Origin of the sequence: Sporosarcina sp. P37 (genome assembly GCF_002109365.1) — a bacterium.
Lineage (GTDB): Bacteria > Bacillota > Bacilli > Bacillales_A > Planococcaceae > Sporosarcina.
The window spans coordinates 103,213-124,482 of the sequence record NZ_CP015349.1 but is presented as its reverse complement, the minus strand read 5'-3'; the positions used below and the strand labels follow the sequence as shown (position 1 = coordinate 124,482).

26 protein-coding genes are annotated in these 21,270 nt (G+C 45.4%); 2 read left to right on the top strand and 24 right to left on the bottom strand.

Annotated elements, in window-relative coordinates; translation table 11 throughout:
* Positions 1-5 precede the first annotated feature (5 nt).
* The 19 genes from SporoP37_RS00810 to SporoP37_RS00725 form a co-directional block, all read right to left on the bottom strand.
* Positions 6-959 carry a SpoIVB peptidase S55 domain-containing protein gene (locus SporoP37_RS00810; protein WP_085429967.1) on the bottom strand — a complete coding sequence of 318 codons (954 nt, stop codon included), beginning with the start codon at positions 957-959 and terminating at the stop codon, positions 6-8.
* 110 nt (positions 960-1,069) lie between these two features.
* A complete protein-coding gene (recN, locus tag SporoP37_RS00805; RefSeq protein WP_081241904.1) occupies positions 1,070-2,770 on the bottom strand; it encodes a DNA repair protein RecN in 1,701 nt (566 codons plus the stop codon).
* 17 nt (positions 2,771-2,787) lie between these two features.
* Positions 2,788-3,237, bottom strand: a complete 450-nt coding sequence (ahrC, locus tag SporoP37_RS00800) for a transcriptional regulator AhrC/ArgR (RefSeq protein WP_081241903.1) — start codon at positions 3,235-3,237, stop codon at positions 2,788-2,790.
* Between the two features lie 78 nt (positions 3,238-3,315).
* Positions 3,316-4,137, bottom strand: a complete 822-nt coding sequence (locus SporoP37_RS00795) for a TlyA family RNA methyltransferase (protein WP_085429966.1) — start codon at positions 4,135-4,137, stop codon at positions 3,316-3,318.
* Positions 4,134-6,032, bottom strand: a complete 1,899-nt coding sequence (dxs, locus tag SporoP37_RS00790) for a 1-deoxy-D-xylulose-5-phosphate synthase (protein WP_081244695.1) — start codon at positions 6,030-6,032, stop codon at positions 4,134-4,136. Before dxs ends, SporoP37_RS00795 begins: the two co-directional genes overlap by 4 nt.
* 139 nt (positions 6,033-6,171) lie before the next feature.
* Positions 6,172-7,056 carry a polyprenyl synthetase family protein gene (locus SporoP37_RS00785; RefSeq protein ID WP_081241901.1) on the bottom strand — a complete coding sequence of 295 codons (885 nt, stop codon included), beginning with the start codon at positions 7,054-7,056 and terminating at the stop codon, positions 6,172-6,174.
* Entirely contained in the window at positions 7,049-7,291 is a 243-nt protein-coding gene (locus tag SporoP37_RS00780) for an exodeoxyribonuclease VII small subunit (RefSeq protein ID WP_081241900.1), read from the bottom strand. Before SporoP37_RS00780 ends, SporoP37_RS00785 begins: the two co-directional genes overlap by 8 nt.
* Positions 7,292-7,293: 2 nt before the next feature.
* Positions 7,294-8,643, bottom strand: a complete 1,350-nt coding sequence (gene xseA, locus SporoP37_RS00775) for an exodeoxyribonuclease VII large subunit (RefSeq protein ID WP_081241899.1) — start codon at positions 8,641-8,643, stop codon at positions 7,294-7,296.
* 67 nt (positions 8,644-8,710) lie between these two features.
* On the bottom strand, positions 8,711-9,577 hold the full coding sequence (gene folD / locus SporoP37_RS00770) for a bifunctional methylenetetrahydrofolate dehydrogenase/methenyltetrahydrofolate cyclohydrolase FolD (RefSeq protein WP_081241898.1): 867 nt from the start codon (positions 9,575-9,577) through the stop codon (positions 8,711-8,713).
* A gap of 79 nt (positions 9,578-9,656) precedes the next feature.
* Positions 9,657-10,031: a transcription antitermination factor NusB gene (gene nusB / locus SporoP37_RS00765; RefSeq protein ID WP_081241897.1), complete on the bottom strand. Its 375-nt coding sequence runs from the start codon at positions 10,029-10,031 to the stop codon at positions 9,657-9,659.
* 342 nt (positions 10,032-10,373) lie between these two features.
* Positions 10,374-10,760 carry an Asp23/Gls24 family envelope stress response protein gene (locus tag SporoP37_RS00760; RefSeq protein ID WP_081241896.1) on the bottom strand — a complete coding sequence of 129 codons (387 nt, stop codon included), beginning with the start codon at positions 10,758-10,760 and terminating at the stop codon, positions 10,374-10,376.
* A gap of 16 nt (positions 10,761-10,776) precedes the next feature.
* A complete protein-coding gene (gene accC, locus SporoP37_RS00755) occupies positions 10,777-12,123 on the bottom strand; it encodes an acetyl-CoA carboxylase biotin carboxylase subunit (protein WP_081241895.1) in 1,347 nt (448 codons plus the stop codon).
* A 13-nt stretch (positions 12,124-12,136) separates the two neighbouring features.
* Complete coding sequence (accB, locus tag SporoP37_RS00750; protein ID WP_081241894.1) at positions 12,137-12,649, bottom strand: acetyl-CoA carboxylase biotin carboxyl carrier protein; 513 nt, start codon at positions 12,647-12,649, stop codon at positions 12,137-12,139.
* A 281-nt stretch (positions 12,650-12,930) separates the two neighbouring features.
* A complete protein-coding gene (locus tag SporoP37_RS00745; RefSeq protein WP_081241893.1) occupies positions 12,931-13,482 on the bottom strand; it encodes a SpoIIIAH-like family protein in 552 nt (183 codons plus the stop codon).
* Positions 13,469-13,891, bottom strand: a complete 423-nt coding sequence (locus tag SporoP37_RS00740) for a hypothetical protein (protein ID WP_085429965.1) — start codon at positions 13,889-13,891, stop codon at positions 13,469-13,471. The genes SporoP37_RS00745 and SporoP37_RS00740 overlap by 14 nt, the downstream gene beginning before the upstream one ends.
* A 65-nt stretch (positions 13,892-13,956) precedes the next feature.
* Positions 13,957-14,124 (bottom strand): hypothetical protein, encoded by a 168-nt coding sequence (locus tag SporoP37_RS16765; RefSeq protein ID WP_155961270.1) that lies wholly within the window; start codon positions 14,122-14,124, stop codon positions 13,957-13,959.
* Between the two features lie 9 nt (positions 14,125-14,133).
* Positions 14,134-15,048 carry a stage III sporulation protein AE gene (locus tag SporoP37_RS00735; protein WP_081241891.1) on the bottom strand — a complete coding sequence of 305 codons (915 nt, stop codon included), beginning with the start codon at positions 15,046-15,048 and terminating at the stop codon, positions 14,134-14,136.
* Between the two features lie 20 nt (positions 15,049-15,068).
* On the bottom strand, positions 15,069-15,446 hold the full coding sequence (locus tag SporoP37_RS00730) for a stage III sporulation AC/AD family protein (protein ID WP_081241890.1): 378 nt from the start codon (positions 15,444-15,446) through the stop codon (positions 15,069-15,071).
* Positions 15,446-15,655, bottom strand: coding sequence for a hypothetical protein (locus SporoP37_RS00725; RefSeq protein ID WP_029054553.1), 210 nt, complete (start codon positions 15,653-15,655; stop codon positions 15,446-15,448). Before SporoP37_RS00725 ends, SporoP37_RS00730 begins: the two co-directional genes overlap by 1 nt.
* A 74-nt stretch (positions 15,656-15,729) precedes the next feature.
* Here SporoP37_RS00725 and SporoP37_RS16760 point away from each other — a divergent pair, with 74 nt between their 5' ends.
* A complete protein-coding gene (locus SporoP37_RS16760; protein ID WP_157118602.1) occupies positions 15,730-15,870 on the top strand; it encodes a hypothetical protein in 141 nt (46 codons plus the stop codon).
* 75 nt (positions 15,871-15,945) lie between these two features.
* Here the strand turns inward: SporoP37_RS16760 and efp are convergent, their stop codons facing one another.
* From efp to SporoP37_RS00705, 4 genes are all read right to left on the bottom strand, one after another.
* Positions 15,946-16,503: an elongation factor P gene (gene efp, locus SporoP37_RS00720; RefSeq protein ID WP_081241889.1), complete on the bottom strand. Its 558-nt coding sequence runs from the start codon at positions 16,501-16,503 to the stop codon at positions 15,946-15,948.
* Between the two features lie 24 nt (positions 16,504-16,527).
* A complete protein-coding gene (locus SporoP37_RS00715; RefSeq protein ID WP_081241888.1) occupies positions 16,528-17,586 on the bottom strand; it encodes a M24 family metallopeptidase in 1,059 nt (352 codons plus the stop codon).
* On the bottom strand, positions 17,583-18,029 hold the full coding sequence (gene aroQ, locus SporoP37_RS00710) for a type II 3-dehydroquinate dehydratase (protein WP_081241887.1): 447 nt from the start codon (positions 18,027-18,029) through the stop codon (positions 17,583-17,585). Before aroQ ends, SporoP37_RS00715 begins: the two co-directional genes overlap by 4 nt.
* Positions 18,030-18,101: 72 nt before the next feature.
* Positions 18,102-18,527 carry a hypothetical protein gene (locus SporoP37_RS00705; RefSeq protein ID WP_081241886.1) on the bottom strand — a complete coding sequence of 142 codons (426 nt, stop codon included), beginning with the start codon at positions 18,525-18,527 and terminating at the stop codon, positions 18,102-18,104.
* 122 nt (positions 18,528-18,649) lie between these two features.
* Here SporoP37_RS00705 and SporoP37_RS00700 point away from each other — a divergent pair, with 122 nt between their 5' ends.
* Complete coding sequence (locus SporoP37_RS00700; RefSeq protein ID WP_081241885.1) at positions 18,650-19,645, top strand: DUF1385 domain-containing protein; 996 nt, start codon at positions 18,650-18,652, stop codon at positions 19,643-19,645.
* 82 nt (positions 19,646-19,727) lie between these two features.
* Here SporoP37_RS00700 and SporoP37_RS00695 read toward each other — a convergent pair whose 3' ends face one another.
* Complete coding sequence (locus SporoP37_RS00695) at positions 19,728-21,155, bottom strand: carbon starvation CstA family protein (RefSeq protein ID WP_085429964.1); 1,428 nt, start codon at positions 21,153-21,155, stop codon at positions 19,728-19,730.
* Positions 21,156-21,270 lie beyond the last annotated feature (115 nt).

Here is a 21,270-nt window from a genome sequence, read left to right as displayed (position 1 = left end):
CTTTTTCATTGCTCATTCGTTCTCATCGTTTCCAGAAAAAGTGCGGCCCCTTTTTCCGGCTCATCCACGAACATATGCGTAATGGCTCCGACAAATTTCCCGTTCTGGATTACGGGACTTCCGCTCATGCCCTGCAAGATACCGCCTGTCTTTTTCAGCAATTTCTGGTCAGTCAAATGGATCTGGAATTGTTCTTCTTCTATCTTCGTAATTTGGATGGTGAATTTCTCAACTGTTGAACCTTCGACCGTCGTATATATTTCTGCCGGTCCGATCATCAATTCAAACGGCTGCATAATTTCAAGCGGTTCTGCCAACACTTTGTGATAAGCGTTTTTCCAAATACCAAAAATCCCATGCACATTATTGATCTGAATATTTCCAAGGAAATTATTCTGATCAATAATGGAGGATATTTTATATCCCGGAAATCCTGGAGAACTTTTCTTTATTTGACTGATTTCCGATAAATAAATTGCACCTTTTTCAAACGAAGGTGCTGACTGCAGTGTACTGTCGATGATTTGATGCCCCAGCGCACCGTACGTTCCGGTCTTTGGGTCGACGTACGTTAATGTGCCGGTACCTTCCGTGCGGTCCTTTAAAAAGGGTGTGACGCGCTTAATGAGCGACGGATCTGCCTGAATGGTTTGGTTTTTCCCATTACGCAAAACGTCGAGCTCCATCGTAGCACTGTCATTTTGCAGCGCACGCTCGAAGTGAACGAGCTGTTTCATTTCAACGCCGTTCAGCCGGCGAATCACATCGCCTTTTTTCAGCCACTCCTGCTGATCGACTTTGACATCACTCGTTACATAAATACCGCTTAAATCCATTTGAATACCGATGGAATGTCCCATTGGTATAAGGGTTTCCTCTTTTGCCAGAGATATGCCGGGCGCCAGGCAGAGCAGTAAGACGAGAGCGATAAGTGTTTTGAAAGTTTTATTCCATCCCATGTTTCACCTCCTCAACGAAAGATACCATTGGTATGTCCGTTCGCTGAGAAAGTATGAAAGGGTAAAATAAACAGTCGCTGTTTCCATGGTAAACCTTGATAATTCAAGCTTTATTTACGGAATTCCTGTTTGCGCTGGGCCGCCAGAATGAGCAATTCTTCTGCGTGCTGCAGCGTCAGCGGTGTAATTTCCGCACCAGAAAGCATGCGGGATAATTCTTCTGTCCGTTCTTTTTGCATCACATCATGGATGGCAGTCGTCGTCCGGCCGTCATGCACTTCTTTTTTAATGAGGTAATGATGGTCCGCCATCGCAGCCACTTGCGGCAGATGTGAAATACAAAGAACTTGCGAATGACTGGAGATCATGGAAATTTTTTCTGCAATTGATTGAGCAACCCGCCCGCTTACACCGGTATCAACTTCATCAAAAATAATTGACGTAATCCCTTGATGCTGTGAGAAAATCGTCTTCAGCGCCAGCATCATTCGAGATAATTCGCCACCAGACGCCACTCGTACCAACGGCTTGAGCGGTTCACCCAAGTTAGTGGAAATCATAAACGTCACTTCATCAAATCCGTTTGCATCAAACTGCAGAGGTTCTTTTTGCTTTATTTGCACTTTGAATGTAGCTTTTTCCATATAAAGCTGTTTTAGCTGCTCTTCTATCCCTTTTTCCAAGGAAAGGGCTGCTTTTTTGCGGATAATGGATAATTCATTTGCTTCAATTGTAAGATCTTCTGTGTATTGTGCCAACAATTCCTGGTTTTGATGCAATCTTTCATCGCGATTCACCAGCTGATCCAGTGCATCGGCAATTTTATCGCGATAAATTAAAATATCTTCCAGCGATTTACCGTATTTTCGTTTCAGTGTCAAAAACAGCGCCAGCCGCTCTTCAACAAAATCCAAACGATCCGGCTGAAATTCCATACTGTCGATCTGACGTTTCAGATCATGTGAGACATCTTGCAGTGCATAAAACGATGAATTGACTGTTTCCGACAATGTTTTAAGCTCTTCATCAATCGAAGCTGCCTCTTCCAGGTCACTCATCGAATTGCCGACCCAGTCGAGTCCGTGCGACTCAAGGGACAATGCTTCATATGAAGTATTCAGGCGGTCGAATAAGCGGTTAAAATGCTGAAGCTTCACACGCTCGGCTTCCAGTTCCTCTTCTTCGCCGATCACTAAATTAGCCGCATCAATTTCTTCCAGCTGAAACTTATATAAATCAATTTTTTGCGCGATTTGCTGTTCATCCTGTGTTTTAGCCGCAATCAGTTGCTGCAGCTTCCTATATTTCTCATAGAGTTCAGTATACGTGGACATCGCACGGTCAATTGGTTCCCCAATAAAAAAATCGAGCAAATGAATATGTCGTTTTTCATTCATCAATTCCTGATTCTCATGCTGGCCATGTATATCGATCAGCAAGGAGCCGATTTCACGCAAAATGGCAATAGTGACCAGTTTGCCGTTGACACGGCATACAGACTTTCCGCTTGCGTTCACATCCCGGCGTAAAATCACAACACCTTCTTCTGCGTCAATTCCGAACTCTGTCAGCTTTTCCGTCACGGCATCGATATTATTATCGATTGTAAACAGGCCCTGAAGCTCGGCCTTTTTTGCGCCGTGACGAATGAATTCCTGTGAACCTCTGCCTCCTGCTAGAAGTTGGACAGCATCAATGATAATCGACTTACCTGCGCCTGTTTCACCGGTCAGTACAGTCAGTCCGTCGTCAAATGCGATTTCAAGCTGTTCGATAATAGCAAAGTTTTTAATCGAAAGTTCGCTTAACAAGGAAATCCTCACCTCACTTATAGCATTGCTAATAATTTATCTTTAACGTAATCAGTCATGGATTCTTCGCGGCAGATAATCAGGCATGTATCATCACCGCAGATTGTTCCTAACATTTCATCCCAGTCCAGGTTATCGACCAATGAGCCGACTGCCTGCGCATTGCCGGGAAGCGTTTTCAACATGATGAAATGGCTTGCACTGTCTATCCCGACAAATGCATCTTCAAGCATTCGCTTCAGTTTTTCTTCCGTATTAAAGCGCGGAACTGTCGGAAGACTGTATTTGTAATTTCCTGACGGTGTTGGAACTTTAATCAGATGCAACTCTTTAATATCCCGGGATACTGTTGCCTGCGTCACATCCACTCCTGCATTTTTCAGGCTGTCGACCAGCTGATCCTGCGTTTCAATTTCGTTGTTTGTGATAATATCTCTAATGCGAATATGTCGCTGTCCTTTATTCAATTTTCTTCACTCCGATTCTCTTGAGTCCCTAACATAAAATTATACATAGCATCTAAAAAACGCGCAACTCATTGCGCGTTATGTTAATTCAGTATGTGCTTGTTTAACTAATTGTTTAAAGTCGTCTGCTGTAAAGTGTGATACTGGCTGTTCTTCGGATACCAGATAAAACAGAAACTCAATATTTCCTTCACCGCCTGTAACGGGGGAATAGGTTGCTCCTTTTACAGAAAACCCTTCAGAATTTGCCATGTCAGCTGTTTTTTCCAGTACTTCAAGATGTGTCGCCTGCTCACGGACAATGCCTTTTTTCCCGACTTTTTCCTTACCCGCTTCGAACTGTGGCTTCACAAGCGCTACTACTTGACCGCCAGGAATAATAATTTTCTTCAGTGCAGGCAAAATTAGCGATAATGAAATGAAGGATACATCTATGGTCGCTATTTCCGGCAATCCTTCAGTGAACATATCTACTGTTGCATGGCGGAAATTTTGCCTTTCCATGACCGTTACTTGTCCATGCTGCCGAATCTTCCAGGCAAGCTGATTGTAACCGACATCCAGTGCATAACAATGCTTCGCACCGTTCTGCAGTGCACAGTCCGTAAAGCCGCCTGTGGAGGCACCGATGTCGAGTACGATCTTCTCTTTCACAGAAATAGGAAAAGACTGCAGCGCCTTTTCAAGTTTTAATCCTCCGCGGCTTACATATTTGATTGCAGGACCTTTGACAGTCAACGGAGCGTCGGCTGCAATTTTTTCTCCTGCTTTTTCAATTCGTGTCGAATCGGAGTAGACGAGTCCCGCCATAATAGAGCGCTTCGCCTGTTCGCGTGATTCTGTCAGCCCGCGTTCCACAAGCAGCAAGTCTACCCGTTCTTTTTTTATATTCGCACTCATACTTTTTCGCTTTCCGCAGTCTGCTGAATAGCCGCTGCAGTAACTTCAGCTACGTGTTCAGGTGTCATATGAATTTCGACTAATAATTTATCAACACTTCCATGCTCGATGAAGTCATCAGGAATACCGATGCGTTCAAAGATCGTTGACGTGTGATTCATTTGTTCTGCATATTCAAGCACCGCACTGCCGAATCCCCCGGCTAATACCGCCTCTTCAACAGTAATAATCGGTTTGCCTTTGGCAAATAACTCGTCCAGCAAATCAGTATCCAACGGTTTAATAAAGCGCGCATTGACAACCGCTACATTTTTCCCCTGCTTTTTCAGCTGCTCGGCAGCGGCAAATGCCATAGGGATCGTCTGACCAAATGTCAGAATGGTGGCATCTTCACCTTCCTGCAGCACTTCCCATGTGCCGATCGGAATCGTATGAAGTTCCTCATCCATCGGTACACCGTAACCGTTTCCGCGCGGGAAACGCATAGCGATCGGTCCTTCATCGTACTCAATCGCCGTCTTCACCATATGCTGGCCTTCATTTTCATCTTTTGGCATCATAATCACGAGGTTCGGCATATGACGCAAGAATGCAATATCAAATACGCCGTGATGGGTTTCTCCATCCGCGCCGACGAGTCCTGCACGGTCGATTCCGATAAAGACGTTCAGTTTCTGACGTGTAATATCATGCAGCATTTGGTCATACGAACGCTGCAGGAATGTCGAATAAATCGCTAGGAACGGCTTCATTCCAGTCGTTGCAAGACCCGCTGCCATTGTGGTTGCATGCTGTTCTGCAATCCCGACATCAAAGAAGCGGTCAGGGAATTCTGCCGCGAACGATTCCAGTTTCGACCCGACTGGCATAGCAGGGGTAATAGCGACGATACGGCGGTCTTTCCTTGCCAGCTTGCGCACTGTTTCAGAAACGAGCGCACTCCAGGCCGGACCTTTAACCGGAGATTTCACGAAATCTCCCGTTTCAATTTTATATGGTCCTGTGCCATGCCATGTACCAATCTTATCCATTTCGGCCGGGCTGTACCCTTTACCTTTTTTCGTGATGACGTGAAGAAGTACCGGGCCTTCCATTTTCTTTGCATACTGGAGAGAACGCTCCAGTTCTGCTAAGTCATGGCCGTCAATCGGTCCGAGATACGTAAATCCGAGCTCTTCAAAGAAGACACCGTTTACGACTAAATATTTCAGGCTGTCTTTCACTCGCTCCGCAGCGGTGGCCACACGCCCGCCAACTGCAGGGATCTTACGCAAGAGGAATTCCAGCTCGTCTTTTACATTATTGTACTTTCCTGCGGTGCGCAGTTTACCGAGAATCGAATGTAATGCGCCGACGTTCGGGGCAATCGACATTTCATTGTCATTCAAAATGACCGTAATATTCGTTTTCTCATGCCCGATATGGTTCAGTGCCTCAAGCGCCATTCCGCCCGTTAATGCTCCGTCGCCGATTACAGGAATGACATAGCTGTCTTCCCCTTTAATATCCCGTGCAACAGCCATTCCCATAGCTGCAGACAAAGACGTCGAACTGTGGCCGGTTTCCCACACGTCATGTTTGCTCTCCGCCATCTTAGGGAATCCGCTCAATCCTTTATACATTCTAAGAGTATCGAATTCGCCGGCACGTCCGGTCAGAATTTTATGAACGTAAGACTGATGCCCCACGTCCCATATAATTTTGTCGGATGGGCTGTCGAAAATACGGTGCAAAGCAATAGTCAATTCCACCACGCCAAGATTTGGCCCGATATGACCGCCTGTCACCGATAAGTTTTCAATTAAGAAATGACGGATATCCGCCGCCAGTGACTCTAATTGTTCTTTATCGAGCTCTTTAATAAAAGATGGATTGGTAATCGTTGTTAGATCCATCATGATCACACACCTTCATCAAGTAAGTAGTTCTTTCCAGTAGGACATCACGTGCTTCTGCTGAACAGTTCCATTCGCTGCTGTTTGTTTTCTACATTATAACAGTAACAACGTGCGACACAAATATAACGGTTCCGAATCACATATTTCGTTCGATAATGTAATCCGCCAGCGATTGCAAAAGAGATTCTCCTAAACCAATGGCCTGCAATGCCTTTAGTGCTTCTTCATGGCGCAACTTTAACTGTTCCTGCGCACCTTCGAGTCCAAGCAATGAAGGATATGTCGACTTCTCACTCGAAGTATCACTGTTTGCCGGCTTGCCCAACTGCTCGGTCGTTGCCGTGACGTCAAGGATATCATCCTGAATCTGGAATGCCAGCCCAATATTGCGGGAGAACCGGCGTAATTGCTCACGCTGTTGTTCTGTAGCCTGTGCCAGTACAGCACCTGCTTCAATACAGTAAGAAAGCAGGGCACCCGTTTTGTGAATATGGACTTCTTCCAGTTCTGCCAGCGGTAATAATTGATGTTCACCTTTCATATCCAGAACCTGGCCTTTTACCATACCTTGTGCGCCGGAAGCTTTTGCCAGCAGTCCGACCAGTTCAATTGCTGCTGCCGGCGGTGTTTCGCGCAGATCTGCAAGTGCCTGAAATGCCAGCGCCTGCATCGCATCACCTGAAAGTGTTGCGACGTCTTCCCCGTAAACTTTATGGTTCGTCGGTTTCCCTCTTCTGAAGTCATCGTCATCCATGCAGGGCAAATCATCATGTATTAGGGAGTATGTATGTATCAATTCAACAGATGCGGCGACTTTTAGGGCATCTGCTGAATCCGCCTTTAAGTCATGAAGCACTGCAAGCACCAGCAATGGGCGGATACGCTTTCCGCCTGCTTCGACGGAGTACGTCATCGATTCATGTAAAGCATCCGGAATATCGGACTTCGCCAGCTGATTGGTCAGTTCACGTTCGATCTCCGGAATCATTTCATCCATAAATGTCTGTAATTTTTCATTCATTCGGCTCACCTGCTGTTGGATCAAATGAGGACTCATTTCCTTCTTGGTCAATCATTCGAATTAATTGTTTCTCTGCATGCTGCAGTTTCTTCTGGCAGTACGCGGAAAGTTCCATCCCTTGTTTATATAACGTAATAGTATCATCCAAAGGCGCTTCTCCAGCTTCCAATTTCTGTACGATTTCTTCCAATTGGTGCATTGCCTGCTCGAATTGCATATTTTTTTCTTCTGCCATCCTTACTTAACCTCCTTTGGAATGATCTGCTCCACTATTGCTGAAACGGATCCGTCTGCTAATTGAAGCGTTAATTTATCTCCGCTCGTCACATCTTGAACAGATTTAATTACTTCGCCGTCTTTATATCCGATGGAAAACCCTCTTTCCATCACTTGTAATGGATTCAGCGCTTGCATCATGCGCATGAGTGATACAAAATGTTGCTGCCGCTGTCTGATCGTTTGCTCTGCTGCGCGATTCAGACGCATTTCAAGCTGCTCCGTCTGCTGTTGTTCAAGCTGAATGCGTCTAATCGGCATGTAATACTGGAATCCAGCATACAGCCGGTCGAAATGCATTCGTTTTTCTTGAATGACGGCGGCGCTGCTGCGCTGAAGCCGGTCTTCCAGATGATCCAGCTTCTCAATAAACGGCCGGTACAGCCGATCCGGATACTGCAGAGGATAGGCGGCCTGCGCGGTTTCTAAACGTTTGTTTAATTGTTTCAGTAACGTCTGGACTGCTAAATACATCGAACGCTGCTGATTTTTCAGATGCCGGAATAGTTGAAGCTGATCTGGAACGGCCATTTCTGCCGCCGCGGTAGGCGTTGGTGCGCGCAAATCCGCGACATAATCCGCAATGGTTGTATCCGTTTCATGACCGACGGCGCTGATAATTGGGATGCGGCTTGAGAAGATGGCACGTGCCACGTCTTCCTCATTGAATGCCCATAAATCCTCTATGGAGCCGCCGCCCCGTCCGACAATCAATACATCCAGTGAACCTGTACGGTTAGCCTGCTCAATTGCTTTGACGATCGATGGCGCAGCTGTCGGTCCTTGCACTAGCGCAGGGAACAGGTGCATTTCTGCCATAGGAAAGCGTCTGTTGATTGTCGAATACATATCACGCAGTGCAGCTCCAGATTCCGCAGTAATGATGCCGATTCGTTGCGGAACTTGTGGAATCGGCTGTTTAAATCTGGCTTCAAACAATCCCTCTTGCTGCAATTTCTTTTTCAACTGTTCAAAAGCTAGGTACAGCGCCCCAATACCATCCGGCTCCATTGTTTGTACGTAAAGCTGATACGATCCCGCCGTCTCGTACACTGTGACGTCACCGGTAATCAGCACATTCATGCCGTTTTCCGGTTTAAATTTCAGCGTGTTGGAACGGGAACGGAACATTGCTGCCTGGATTCTTGTTTTGTCATCTTTCAGCGTAAAATATATATGTCCGGACGGATGCATTTTTACGTTGGATAGTTCGCCTTTCACATAGACATTACGCAAATGCGGATCCGCATCAAATTTACGTTTGACATATTTCGTTAGCGCTTGAACGGTTAAAAAAGTTGGATTGGACATGTTTTTGTCACCTGCCCTCTTATGTATAGAGAGGCGCCCGTAGTTAGGCGTCTCCCTGATTGGTGCATTATTTTTTTGCACGTGCGTTCATTTTATTTTCTGCACTTTCTACTGTGTTCTTCAAAAGCATAGTAATCGTCATCGGACCTACCCCGCCTGGCACCGGCGTGATGGCGCTCGCCTGCTTTTCTGCTGATTCATAATCGACATCCCCGCAAAGTTTGCCGTTTTCATCCCGGTTCATCCCAACATCAATAACTACTGCGCCTTCTTTGATGTAATCGCCTGTAATGAATTTAGCCATGCCGATTGCGACGATCAGAATATCCGCCTGCTGCGTGAACTTTTTCAAATCTTTTGTACGGGAGTGACAATAGGTTACTGTCGCATCTTTTTGCAATAGCAACTGCCCCATTGGTTTCCCGACAATATTACTTCGCCCAATAATAACCGCATGCTTGCCTGCAATTTCGACGCCTGAACGTTCAAGCAGCTGCATGATGCCATATGGCGTACATGGCAGGAATGTCTCCTGTCCAATCAGCATCTTTCCTACGTTCATCGGATGGAATCCGTCAACATCTTTTTCGGGGCTGATTGCGCGGATGACTTTGTTTTCGTCAATATGCTTCGGCAAAGGCAACTGCACCAGAATGCCGTCGATTGTATCGTCCTGGTTGAGTTTTTCCACTTCTGCCAAAAGATCATCTTCCGACACGGTATCCGGCAATTTAATCAGTTCAGATTTCATTCCGGCTTCCAAACTGGATTTCTCTTTGTTTTTGACATATGTTTGCGATGCTGGATTTTCTCCAACTAAAATAACAGCCAGGCCAGGTTGATATCCTTGTTCCACTAATGAAGCGACTTCCGCTTTTAGTTCATTTCGGATTTCTTGCCCTATTGCTTTTCCATCAATTTTTTTACTGGACATGATTTTCCCACCAAACTTTTTGTTTTTTGTGTTGAAAGTTGATCGAGCCCAAACGTATACCTAGCAGTGACGAATTGGCTTACTTAAATTTAGAAAGCACTCCATTGACAAAACGGCCTGATTTCTCATCGCCGAACGTTTTGCACAGTTCAATTGCTTCGTTCAGGATGACCCGGTCGGGAACTTCCTCATTATGCAGAAGTTCATAAACAGCAAGGCGCAAAACAGTCCGTTCGATTTTCGGCAGCCTGTCGATGGTCCAGTTTTCTAATTTATTTGTAATTTCACTATCAATTTCTGTCAGATTTTCCGCTGTGCCGCGAACCAATTGTTCGTAAAATGAATCTAGCGGGCCTTCCACGATATAACCTATCGCTTCATCCACGTTCATTTCGCTGTTATCCAGCTGAAACAGCGTTTGAATTGCTTTTTCACGTGCTTCTCGTCGTTTCATAATTATTGTCTCCTCTACCGCGCATCTTCAAAACCTAATGATAGCACAAAAGGAACGAAAAGAACTAGTGGAATCAGGCGATTTTATGTCATGAGTTTTCATTTCCAGCCGGGATTTGCAGTTTCCCGGCCTTGTCGGCCGGCCACACTTCCCGTTGAACACTCCGCCTTGCTGTGCAGTCACTTCATATCCACAACCGGGAACATCTGGTCAGCCTTTCAGATAGACTGAAACTGAGAAGTCACTGACAAATCAGTTCAACCGCCCTTTTCCACGCAAAAAACTGAAGACATCCTACCGTTCGTAGGAATTGTCTTCAGTTTGTATTGTCCGCAACCCCGCTCAGTCCTCGAAATGAATGCCCGTTATGTGGACATTGACTTCGTGTGTATCGAGTGAGGTCATGTGGTAAATTGCCTGGCGTATTTCGCTTTGAATTTCCGCCGCAACGGTGGGAATGGAATGGCCGTATTCGATAATGCAATACACATCAATTTTCAGTCCTTCATCTGCCCACTCGGTTTTTACTCCTTTGCCGTACATCGTTTTGCCCAATTTCTCCGCAACACCTGTTGCGAAGTTTCCCTGGGTGGCAATTACACCACTGACTTCTGTGGTGGCGATGCCGATGATGACTTCAAGTACTTCGGGTGCAAGTTGAACCCGGCCCAGTGCTGCATTTCCAGACGGTGTCATTCCGACAAACGATGGATTTGTTTTATCAGCCATTACACTTCTCCTCCAATTATTTCATGACGTCGTACTTTTCCAAGAACTTTGTATCAAAATCACCTGACTGGAATACTTCGTTATCCATCAGATTGGAGTGGAAAGGAATCGTTGTATGTACACCTTCCACTACAAATTCGTCCAATGCGCGTTTCATCCGAGCGACCGCTTGCTCACGCGTATCCGCATGAACGATCAGCTTTGCGACCATTGAGTCATAGAACGGCGGAATCGCATAGCCTGGGTAAACTGCTGAATCGACACGTACACCTAAACCGCCTGGAGGCAGATACATAGTGACTTTTCCGGGTGACGGCATAAAATTCTTTTCAGGATTTTCTGCGTTAATCCGGCATTCAATCGACCAGCCGTTGATTTTAATATCTTTCTGTTTGATGGATAACTTTTCGCCAGAAGCTACTTTCAGCTGCTGTTGAATCAAGTCTACGCCTGTGATCATTTCCGTTACAGGGTGTTCCACTTGAATACGAGTATTCATTTCCATGAAATAAAACTTCTGATTTATATGATCGAAAATGAATTCTACTGTTCCGGCACCGCGATAGTTACAGGCTTTTGCAGCTTTAACTGCCGCTTCGCCCATTTCTTTACGCAGTTCAGGTGTTAATGCAGGAGACGGCGCTTCTTCCACTAACTTTTGCATACGGCGCTGAATGGAACAGTCACGCTCACCTAAGTGGATCGTGTTGCCGTATTTGTCTGCAAGTACTTGTACTTCTACATGACGGAATACCTCAATATATTTCTCGAGATATACACCCGGGTTGCCGAATGCTGCGGCCGCTTCTTTTTGCGTGATGTTGACGCCTTTAACGAGCTCATCTTCATCGCGTGCAACACGAATTCCTTTACCGCCGCCGCCTGCTGTTGCTTTGATGATGACAGGGAACCCGATGCTTTTGGCAATTTCTAATGCGTGGTCCGCATCATCAACCAGTCCGTCTGAACCGGGAACGATTGGAACCCCAGCCTCTGCCATTGTATTGCGCGCAATATCTTTGGTACCCATTCTCGAAATCGCATCCGAAGTCGGGCCGATGAATTCAATATTTACTTCTTCACACAACTCTGCAAAACTGGCATTTTCTGCAAGGAAACCATAGCCTGGATGGATGCCGTCGCAGTCAGTCGCCTTTGCAGCGCTGATGACATTAGAGAAATTTAAATAGCTGTCTGTTGATAAACGGGGTCCAATACAAACTGATTCGTCTGCCAGCTGCACATGCAGCGCATCCTGATCTGCTTCAGAATAGACTGCTACAGTTTTGATACCCATTTCTTTACATGCACGAATAATACGTACTGCAATTTCACCGCGGTTTGCAATTAAAACTTTTTTCATTAGTTACTCCCCCTTAGTTCTCTTTTACAAGGAATAAAGGCTGTCCGTATTCCACAAGTTGACCGTCCTGCACTAAGATTTCAACGATTTCTCCAGAAACTTCTGATTCGATTTCGTTGAATAGTTTCATTGCCTCTACGATACAAACGATAGAATCAGCCGTAACTTTATCGCCTTTTTTAACGTACGCTTCTGCGTCCGGAGATGGAGCCTGATAGTATGTTCCGACCATTGGGGAAGTGATTTCATGCAAAGCTTCATCTGCCGCCGCTTCAGCTGCAGGAGCTTCCTGTGCTGCAGGAGCAGGTGCCGGTGCTGGTGCTGCTGCCGGTGCAGGAGCTGCTGGCGCCGCTGCCGGTGCTTGTACCGCTGCTGGTGCTGCAGGAGCTTCTGAAACTGCTGCCGCGCTTTGTCCGTCTTTTTTCTCTAATTTGATTTTCCCTCCGTCTGCTTCAAATGTGAACTTTTGGATGGATGATTGATCAATAAGCTTGATGATTTCTCGGATTTCTTGAATTTTCAACATATCTGATTCTCCTAACTATATTTTCTTACTGCCATTTACTATGATAGTCGTTTTAGAATCAATATGGAATAGCAAATTCGCAAAATAGTCTATATTTCTCGTAAAACATCAGCATGTTTCCAAATCTTATGACTAATTAGTGAAGTTTTTGCAATTGCGTTATCACCGCGCGTTCAAAGGTTAACCTATATGTCCCTTTGGAGAAATTTTTAACTGTCGCTTACCAATTAAAAATCTGGCATGAACGAAAAACGGAAGCTGCAGGAGCTTCCGTTCTTAAATTATTCTTTTGTCTCTGCAAAATCCACTTTGACAGTTTGTGCCCCGTCCCAGCTTGACATGACATACTGTGTAATTTCATCCGCCATTTTTGGTGAATGGCTTTCATTCGATAGCACCGTTACATTCACGCGGTCATTATCAGCCCGTACGAACACTTCCGGATAACCGAGTGCCTGGATTTGCATTTCCATCAACGCTTCAGTGGAGCTGATTTTTCGAAGTTCTGCGATTTCATTGAAAATTTCATTCTTCTGTTCAGCAGTGAAGTCTGAGGAAGTCATTTTTTCAGTCAGCTGCTGTACTGTTTCACTGCGTTCGTTACGGACTTCCATTCGCATATCCTGGAAAATATATGATTCTGCGAAGACCGGCTGCACTTCCTCGGTTTTACCTTCTTTTTCAAGTAACTTTGTTGCGTCCTTTGATTCTTTCGTAAAGATGGCAACTCCGTCAAACGGCATAGGCGCTTCCGTTTTCACATAATAAATGGAGATCACTGCGACTAGACTGAGTAATGTTAAAAACCACACTGTTCGTTTATTGGCTTTCATGTTGATTCCCCCTTTTCTTCATTTCCACGATGACGATACGATGTTCGGGCAGTTGTAGGACATTGGCTAATAATTGTGAAAGTCCGTTTCGCACCGCCGGATCTTCCGCCCCTTCTGCTACGACGAGCAATCCCTGCAAAGGTGAATGGTTTGTCGTATTGGATGAAACGGAAAAGTATCCGGCCAACGGGCTCTCTGCTTCTTTTTCATCATAATGAAAATAGACCGTCACTTTTCCTAGCCCTTCCATTTGTTCAAGTGTTTCTTCAAGTGTCGACAGCATGCGCTTCTCGTCTTTTTTCTGCTTCTCCCCTCCTACATTCGCCGTACTGGTGATGTATAAAACACTAAACACCATGACCATCAAACCGATCACCAACAATCGGGATTTCCCTGCAGGCTTTTCCATAGTTCCATCACCATCTCAACGTGACATTACTAAAAATGAAATCTACATTTGAATAGTATGTACCGTCACAGGTACTTATGACTTGCGAATTGCAAAATATATTGCAAAATCCAAATGCCAATCGCTACCTTACACAAAGGAATGAATATTCTTTCCATCTCCTTGCCCGCCATCAGCTGAATGAGCAATGAGAGTATAACCAGGTTCGCCAGTCCCGCCAGAAACAGATGCATACACTCGCCTCATTTCCCGAGCGTCATCAGCTTAATGAAAGTCACAATAAAAATCGTCGTATAGATGAAGGCAAATGACAGCAAAAATGAAATCGCGCATAACACAAATAATGTGCGTCCGATATCATCCAGTAATCCGCATACTTCTTTTTGTGAAAAAGGTTCGATAATCGCCGCTGTCCATCTGAATAAAAAAGCAATGCATAAAATTCTTACTGCCGGCAATAACGCTATCGTCCAAATTGATACGAGCAGCCAGACACTCATATAAGCCGTTGCACCGGAGGAATAGCGTCCAATCGAACCGAGAGTGTCAGTCAAAAGTGAGCCGATCACCGGAATATTTTGCTTGATTAATTCTTTCAGCGGTTCATTCAAAGCTCCATTCATCGTCCAGGACAGCGCACCGCCCGCCGTAATGAAAATAGAGTACGCTGCAACGAGGGCAGATACTATCGCAAGGAGCGATGTACGAAGTAAATCAGCCATCTTGTTGAAGACAATTTCGGGTACCAGCCGGGTGAAAATATCCAGCAAAAGCGCAGTCAGCAGCACAGGGAGCAGGAATTTATCTGCAAAGACGACTGCCCCTTGCGCAAACAGCAGCAGAGCCGGCTGAAAATTCAAGACGCCAAACGTTGCCCCTGAAGCCAGAATCATTGCCGCAATGAGCGGATACATCCCGAGAAACAAAGAAGCGATCGAATGCGTAATCACTTGAATTTGCTCGAAACTGTCCTTCGCCGGTTCAATCAGTAAGACCAAAATCAGAATGAGCAACAGGAATCTCGTCCATTTTTGGAATGCCGGGAAGAAAAAATCAACGAGTGAGGCGAGCAGCAGCATGATGAGTAACAGGAAAAACGGTCCGACTACACCGGCGATACTTTCATGCAGGAAATTCAGCATAGAGGTCTCGTCCATTCATGTTTGAATTGATTCGTTCACCAAGGAATCAGCGCATGGATTGTCTCGATTAATTGTGTAATATACGGCAGCCACAAGGACATAATGACAATTTTCATCGTGGTCTGGAACAGCTGACCAAATGCCCCGTATCCTTCATCTTTCATTTGAAGCGAGAGAACTTCCGCCATATAATACAGTCCCGCGCTTACCACCAGAAGTGTTGCATACGGCGCCGGCAGCTTTTCAGTCAGTGACAGCAACGTCGATCCGAACGGCACAAGGACCGTTAGTAATACATAGACCGACACCATCAAGAACATTGTGGTATAAAGAATGGGATGCAGGGCGGGTGCCGCAAATGAAAGCAGAAGCAACAACAGATACACGATGAATAATTGAAAGAGAACCGCCATTACATCGCCATCGATAACCAGCTGAAGAATTCCGTGATCTCAGTGAAGAATATTCTGAGGAACATTAATAACTCTATCGAGATGTACAGGTAGGCAAGGAAAAACAAAAAGAATGAAAACTCCTTCTTGCCTGTCTGCTCGAAGAATACATGCAGCACCCCAATCACCAATCCGACGCCGGCGATGCGCAATAAATCATTTAGTTCCATCCCGCTACGCCTCCTCCATAGTCCACTCTATGAAGCTTGGGCAAAAGATATGCAGGCTGCTGAAAATTGAAAAGATGTCACGGACAGGAAAACTTGGAGGAAGACAATACGTGCTGACGCTGCGGGCTGCGCTTTGGAGAGGCGTACATATGAATGGTTTACGTTCATCCGCTGAAATGGCAGGATTCACGCGGATCAAAATGCGCCGCCGGTAAGCGGCCTTTTACATGTAATTCTAAGACATAAAAAAAGGATGCCCCAAAATGGGACATCCTTTTTTATGCGTACTATTATGCGCGGGAAACGTATTCTGCTTCTTCTGTGTTAATAACCAGCATATCTCCTTGGTTCACAAAGAATGGCACTTGTACGATCAATCCGGTTTCCATCTTAGCCGGCTTGGAACCGCCGCTTGCTGTGTCTCCCTTGATGCCCGGCTCAGTTTCCGCCACTTCTAGAGTTACCGTCACCGGCAGCTCTACGCCAAGCACTTCATCTTTATACGTGATGACGTGAACTTCCATATTCTCTTTCAAGAATTTCAGTTCATATTCAAGCTGTTTCTCAGAAAGCTCAAGCTGCTCGTATGATTCATTGTCCATGAAGACGTGCTCGTCACCATTTGCATATAAATACTGCATTTTACGATTGTCAATTTGTGCTCTTGCCACTTTTTCGCCTGCACGGAAAGTCTTTTCATTGACGTTGCCTGAACGAAGATTACGCAGTTTCGAGCGAACGAACGCTGCCCCTTTACCCGGCTTTACGTGCTGGAAATCCATTACGCGCCAAATGTCGCCATCCACTTCAATTGTTAATCCTGTACGAAATTCGTTTACTGAAATCATTTGTATTCCTCCATTTTTAACCGTTTATAAAATAAGCAGTTCTTTAGTAGACTTTGTCAAACGTTCGTTACCTGTTTCTGTGATCAGTATATCATCTTCAATCCGCACGCCGCCTACGCCAGGCAAATAGATTCCCGGTTCCACTGTCACCGTCATGTTCGGCACTAACACTGTGTCTGAACGGAACGACAGCGAAGGGGCTTCGTGGACTTCCAGCCCGATCCCATGGCCTGTAGAATGACCGAAAGCTTCTCCGTAACCTTTCGACTTGATATAGTCGCGCGTAATCGCATCGGCTTCAATCCCTGTCATGCCAGGCTTAATCTGTGCCACACCAAGCTCCTGGGCATGTTGTGTCACTTCGTAGATTTCACGCAGCTTGGCAGAAGGTTCACCGATCGCAACCGTTCTTGTGATATCAGAGATATACCCATTATAGAGGGCGCCGTAATCCATTGTAACTAAATCACCAGTCTCAATCACTTTATCAGAAGCTACCCCATGCGGTAAAGCCCCTCTTTTGCCCGAAGCGACAATTATATCAAATGAGGAGGAAGCTGCACCTTGTTTACGCATGAAGAACTCCAGTTCATTAGCAATTTCCAGTTCTGTTTTACCTGCTTTAATGACCGAACAAATATAAAGAAATGCTGCATCCGCAATAGCTGCCGCCTGCTTTAATACTTCAATTTCTTCAGGTGTTTTAATGAGGCGAAGCTTTTCTACTAAACCGGCGACAGGAACTAGTCTTGCGCCGACCAGCTCTTCATACTGCTCAAACTGGCTGTAGCTGAGATCTTCTTTTTCAAAACCGAGTGTCTCAATTTTCATTTCTTTCACTTGATTTGCAACTTCCTGAATCACCGTGCCGGTATGCTTGACGATGCGGTAGCCCGTCAGCTGTGAATTGGCCTGCTCGACATAACGGAAATCGGTAATGAAAACTGCATCTTCACGTGAAATGACGGCGACGCCTGCTGAACCTGTAAAATTCGTCATATAGCGGCGGTTAAAAGGATTAGTGATCAATAACGCATCCAGCTCGTGCTCTTCCAGTTGTTTTCGTAAATTCTCTATCTTCATGACTTCTTCTCCTTTCTTTGCAGCAGAAATGCTTGGAAGGCGAGATCATAACCCGCCGTGCCGAAGCCGCAAAGCTGTCCTGCAGCTACAGGTGCAATCACAGACGTGTGCCGGAATTCTTCGCGAGTATGTATATTAGAGATATGAACTTCAATTACCGGGACAGAAATAGAAGCGACCGCGTCACGCAGCGCAATGCTGTAATGCGTAAACGCCCCCGGATTGAAGATGATGCCGTCAATTTCCCGCTCGCCTGCATCATGAATCCGGTTGATCAGCTCACCTTCTATATTTGATTGGAAGCACGAAAGCGTGACGTCCGATTCATCTGCCAGTCGGCGGATTCTGTTTTCAATATCAGACAGCGTTTCAGCGCCGTAAATATCCGGTTCTCTCTTGCCAAGCCTGTTCAGGTTCGGGCCATTTAAGAGTAACAGCTCCATGTAATCCCCTCCCACTCTTTTTCTTTCCTATTTTAGCACAATGAGGCAGCGGGACAAACTAATACTATTTGGTCAGCCAAAGGTTTTTCGCATATAAACGGATGTTCCGATGACAAACCGGAAAATCATCGCAAACAGACAAGCGAATGGAATTGAAATTTTCTTAATAAATTGTGTCATCGTCAAATCTGCCTTCACATGAATCATCCATTCAATGAAAAAAATTGCGATGACTGTGACAATCAGCGAAGAAAGAGTCGGCGGAATCTTGAATGTCAGGCGCGCAATGAAATATAGAATAAAAAATAACACAAAGCAGATCACCCATAATAAGATCCATTTAACCAAGCCCGGCGTTTCCGCAAACATTTGGAACTTCTTTGTCCAGCCGACCGGTGACCATTTGATAAATTTAAAGACTTTCAGAAATTTTAATGCAATAACGGATAAAACTGCAGCCATAATCGCTGTCCATACATGTGTTGAAGTGATTTTCATGACAATACCTCCCATTCCAGTGTCGGGTTTTTTACACATTTTTAAACATCTGAATGGTGCATTTTCAGTTTTTTTAGTACACTAGAGATATCGTTTCTAACGAAAGAAAGCGTGGGTATGTTATGAGCCAACCGAAAACCCCTCCTGTATACGGAGGTCAGGCACTTATAGAAGGTGTAATGTTTGGCGGTAAAAAGGATACAGTGACTGCAATTCGCCGGAAAGATGATTCTATTGAGTACTATCACGTGCCGAGAGAATCGCATCCCGTCCGCACAAAACTGAAGAAAATTCCTTTCGTCCGCGGTATTGTTGCATTGATTGAATCGGCGGGTAACGGCTCCAAGCATTTAACGTTTGCGAGTGACCGCTATGATGTGATGCCGGGCGAAGAAGAAGAAAGCGCGAAAGAAGAAGAGACATCGAAGCTTGCGATGATCCTTGGAGTGGCAGCTGTGGGTGTGCTGTCGTTCATCTTCGGAAAGTTTGTCTTCACACTCGTTCCTGTTTTCCTGGCGGAGTTATTCCAATCTGTCGCACCCGGCAAGACCGCGCAGATTATGCTCGAGAGTTTCTTTAAATTATTCCTGCTGCTGACGTATATTGGGTTGATTTCGATGACACCGCTCATTAAACGCGTATTCCAATATCACGGCGCGGAACACAAAGTGATCAATAACTACGAAAATCAGATGGAGATGACAGTAGAAAATGTTCAGTCGCAATCCCGTCTGCATTATCGATGCGGAAGCAGTTTCATTTTATTCACGGTTATTGTCGGGATGTTCATCTACTTCCTCGTACCGACCGATCCGCTCTGGCTGCGCGTGCTCAATCGGATTTTATTAATTCCCGTAGTGCTCGGTGTGTCGTTTGAAGTGCTGCAGCTGACAAATGCGGTCCGAAATGTGCCCGTCCTTCGTTTCCTAGGCTATCCTGGACTTTGGCTTCAGTTACTGACAACAAAAGAGCCGGACGACAAGCAAGTAGAAGTCGCTATTGCTTCATTTGAGAAGCTGCAGGAAGTGGAGCAGCATGGTGTGAGTGCGCTGAATCCAAAAGTTGCGGTTAACGCAGATGAGTCCAATGAACCGAAAGCTATGTCGGTTCTTTCCTAAGTTAACTGGTGATTTTAATCATGCAGCCTGATTTACTGCAAAGAAAGGGTTCCCGGCATACTCGCTGGGAGCCCTTTCTTTTTTAGTTTTCACTGACTATAACCTGAACATGTTTCGATTGAATAGCTTTAACTGCATAAAATACACCGATGGCACCTGATACCGCAATCCCTGTGCCTACAGATAAACTATAGCCGTGATGCAGACCTTCAGGAGCATACATCCAGTATGTCACAACCACTGCCGTCATAAACATCGCAGGAATTCCTGCGATCCAGTGGGCTTTGTTCTCCCTCAACAAATAAGAAGTGGCTGTCCACAGCATAACAGCTGCAACTAACTGATTCGTTCCGCCGACATAACGCCATAAAAATGAGTAGTCGATTGTCGATAGGTAGAACATCGGAACACCGAGCAGCAGTGTGCTGGCAAGAGTTACCCATTTTTTATTCGGATTTACCCATGCAGAAGTTGCTTCCGTAAAAATCATCCGCGCAGAGCGGAGTGCTGTATCGCCCGTTGTAATCGGTAAAATAATTACACCTAAGATAGCCAATAATCCGCCAAACGAACCGAGCAATGTACTCGAGATCTCATTCACCGCACCAGCCGGCCCCCCGGCAGCCAGCGCCTCCTGAAGACCCCCTGTGCCTCCAAAGAATGTCATTCCTGCCGCAGCCCATACCATCGCTATGACGCCTTCCGCAATCATTGCGCCATAAAATACTTTACGGCCTTCCGACTCCTTCTTCATCGTCCGTGAAACAATCGGACTTTGCGTACAGTGGAATCCAGAGATCGCACCGCAAGAAATGGTCACCATTAATAATGGCCAAATCGGCAATTCACCCGGGTGCAAATTCTGCAAAGTAAGATTCGGTATTTTTTCCGGTCCGAATAATAATGCGCCGCCGATTCCTACCGCCATGACGATCAATACGATTCCAAACAGCGGATACAAACGGCCAATAATTTTATTGATCGGCAAAATAGCTGCTAACACAAAATAGCCGAATATGATAATAAGAGAAACCATAAATGACAGCGGTGTAATGGATGAAATCAGTTGTGCGGGACCTGCAGTGAAAGCAGCCGCCACCAAAACCATCAGAACAATCGAAATCACGTTAATAAACCGTCTGGCGATATCACCTAAATACTTACCTACAATTTTAGGGAATTGCGCACCGCCGTGCTTTAAAGACAGCATCCCTGAAAAGTAATCATGTACCGCACCTGCAAAAATACTGCCGAAGACAATCCAAATAAATGCAACCGGACCGTATAATGCACCAGCTATCGCTCCGAAAATCGGACCCAGTCCAGCGATATTCAGTAATTGGATCAGCCAGCCTCTCCACCAGCTCATCGGTACATAATCCATCCCATCCGACTGTGTATAAGCGGGTGTCTTCCTTGCGTCATCAATTACAAACACTTTTTCGACCACTTTTGAATACGTCAGATAACCAATAATTAATAAGACGATGGATGATAAAAACGTCAGCATGAAACCCCTTCTTTCTCGTCTGCTTTTAATTCTTTTAATGAATGAAAATCAAAGAATTTACTATGTTAGTATATAATAGTTAGAAAATTGTATCAACATAGACTTTTGTAATAAA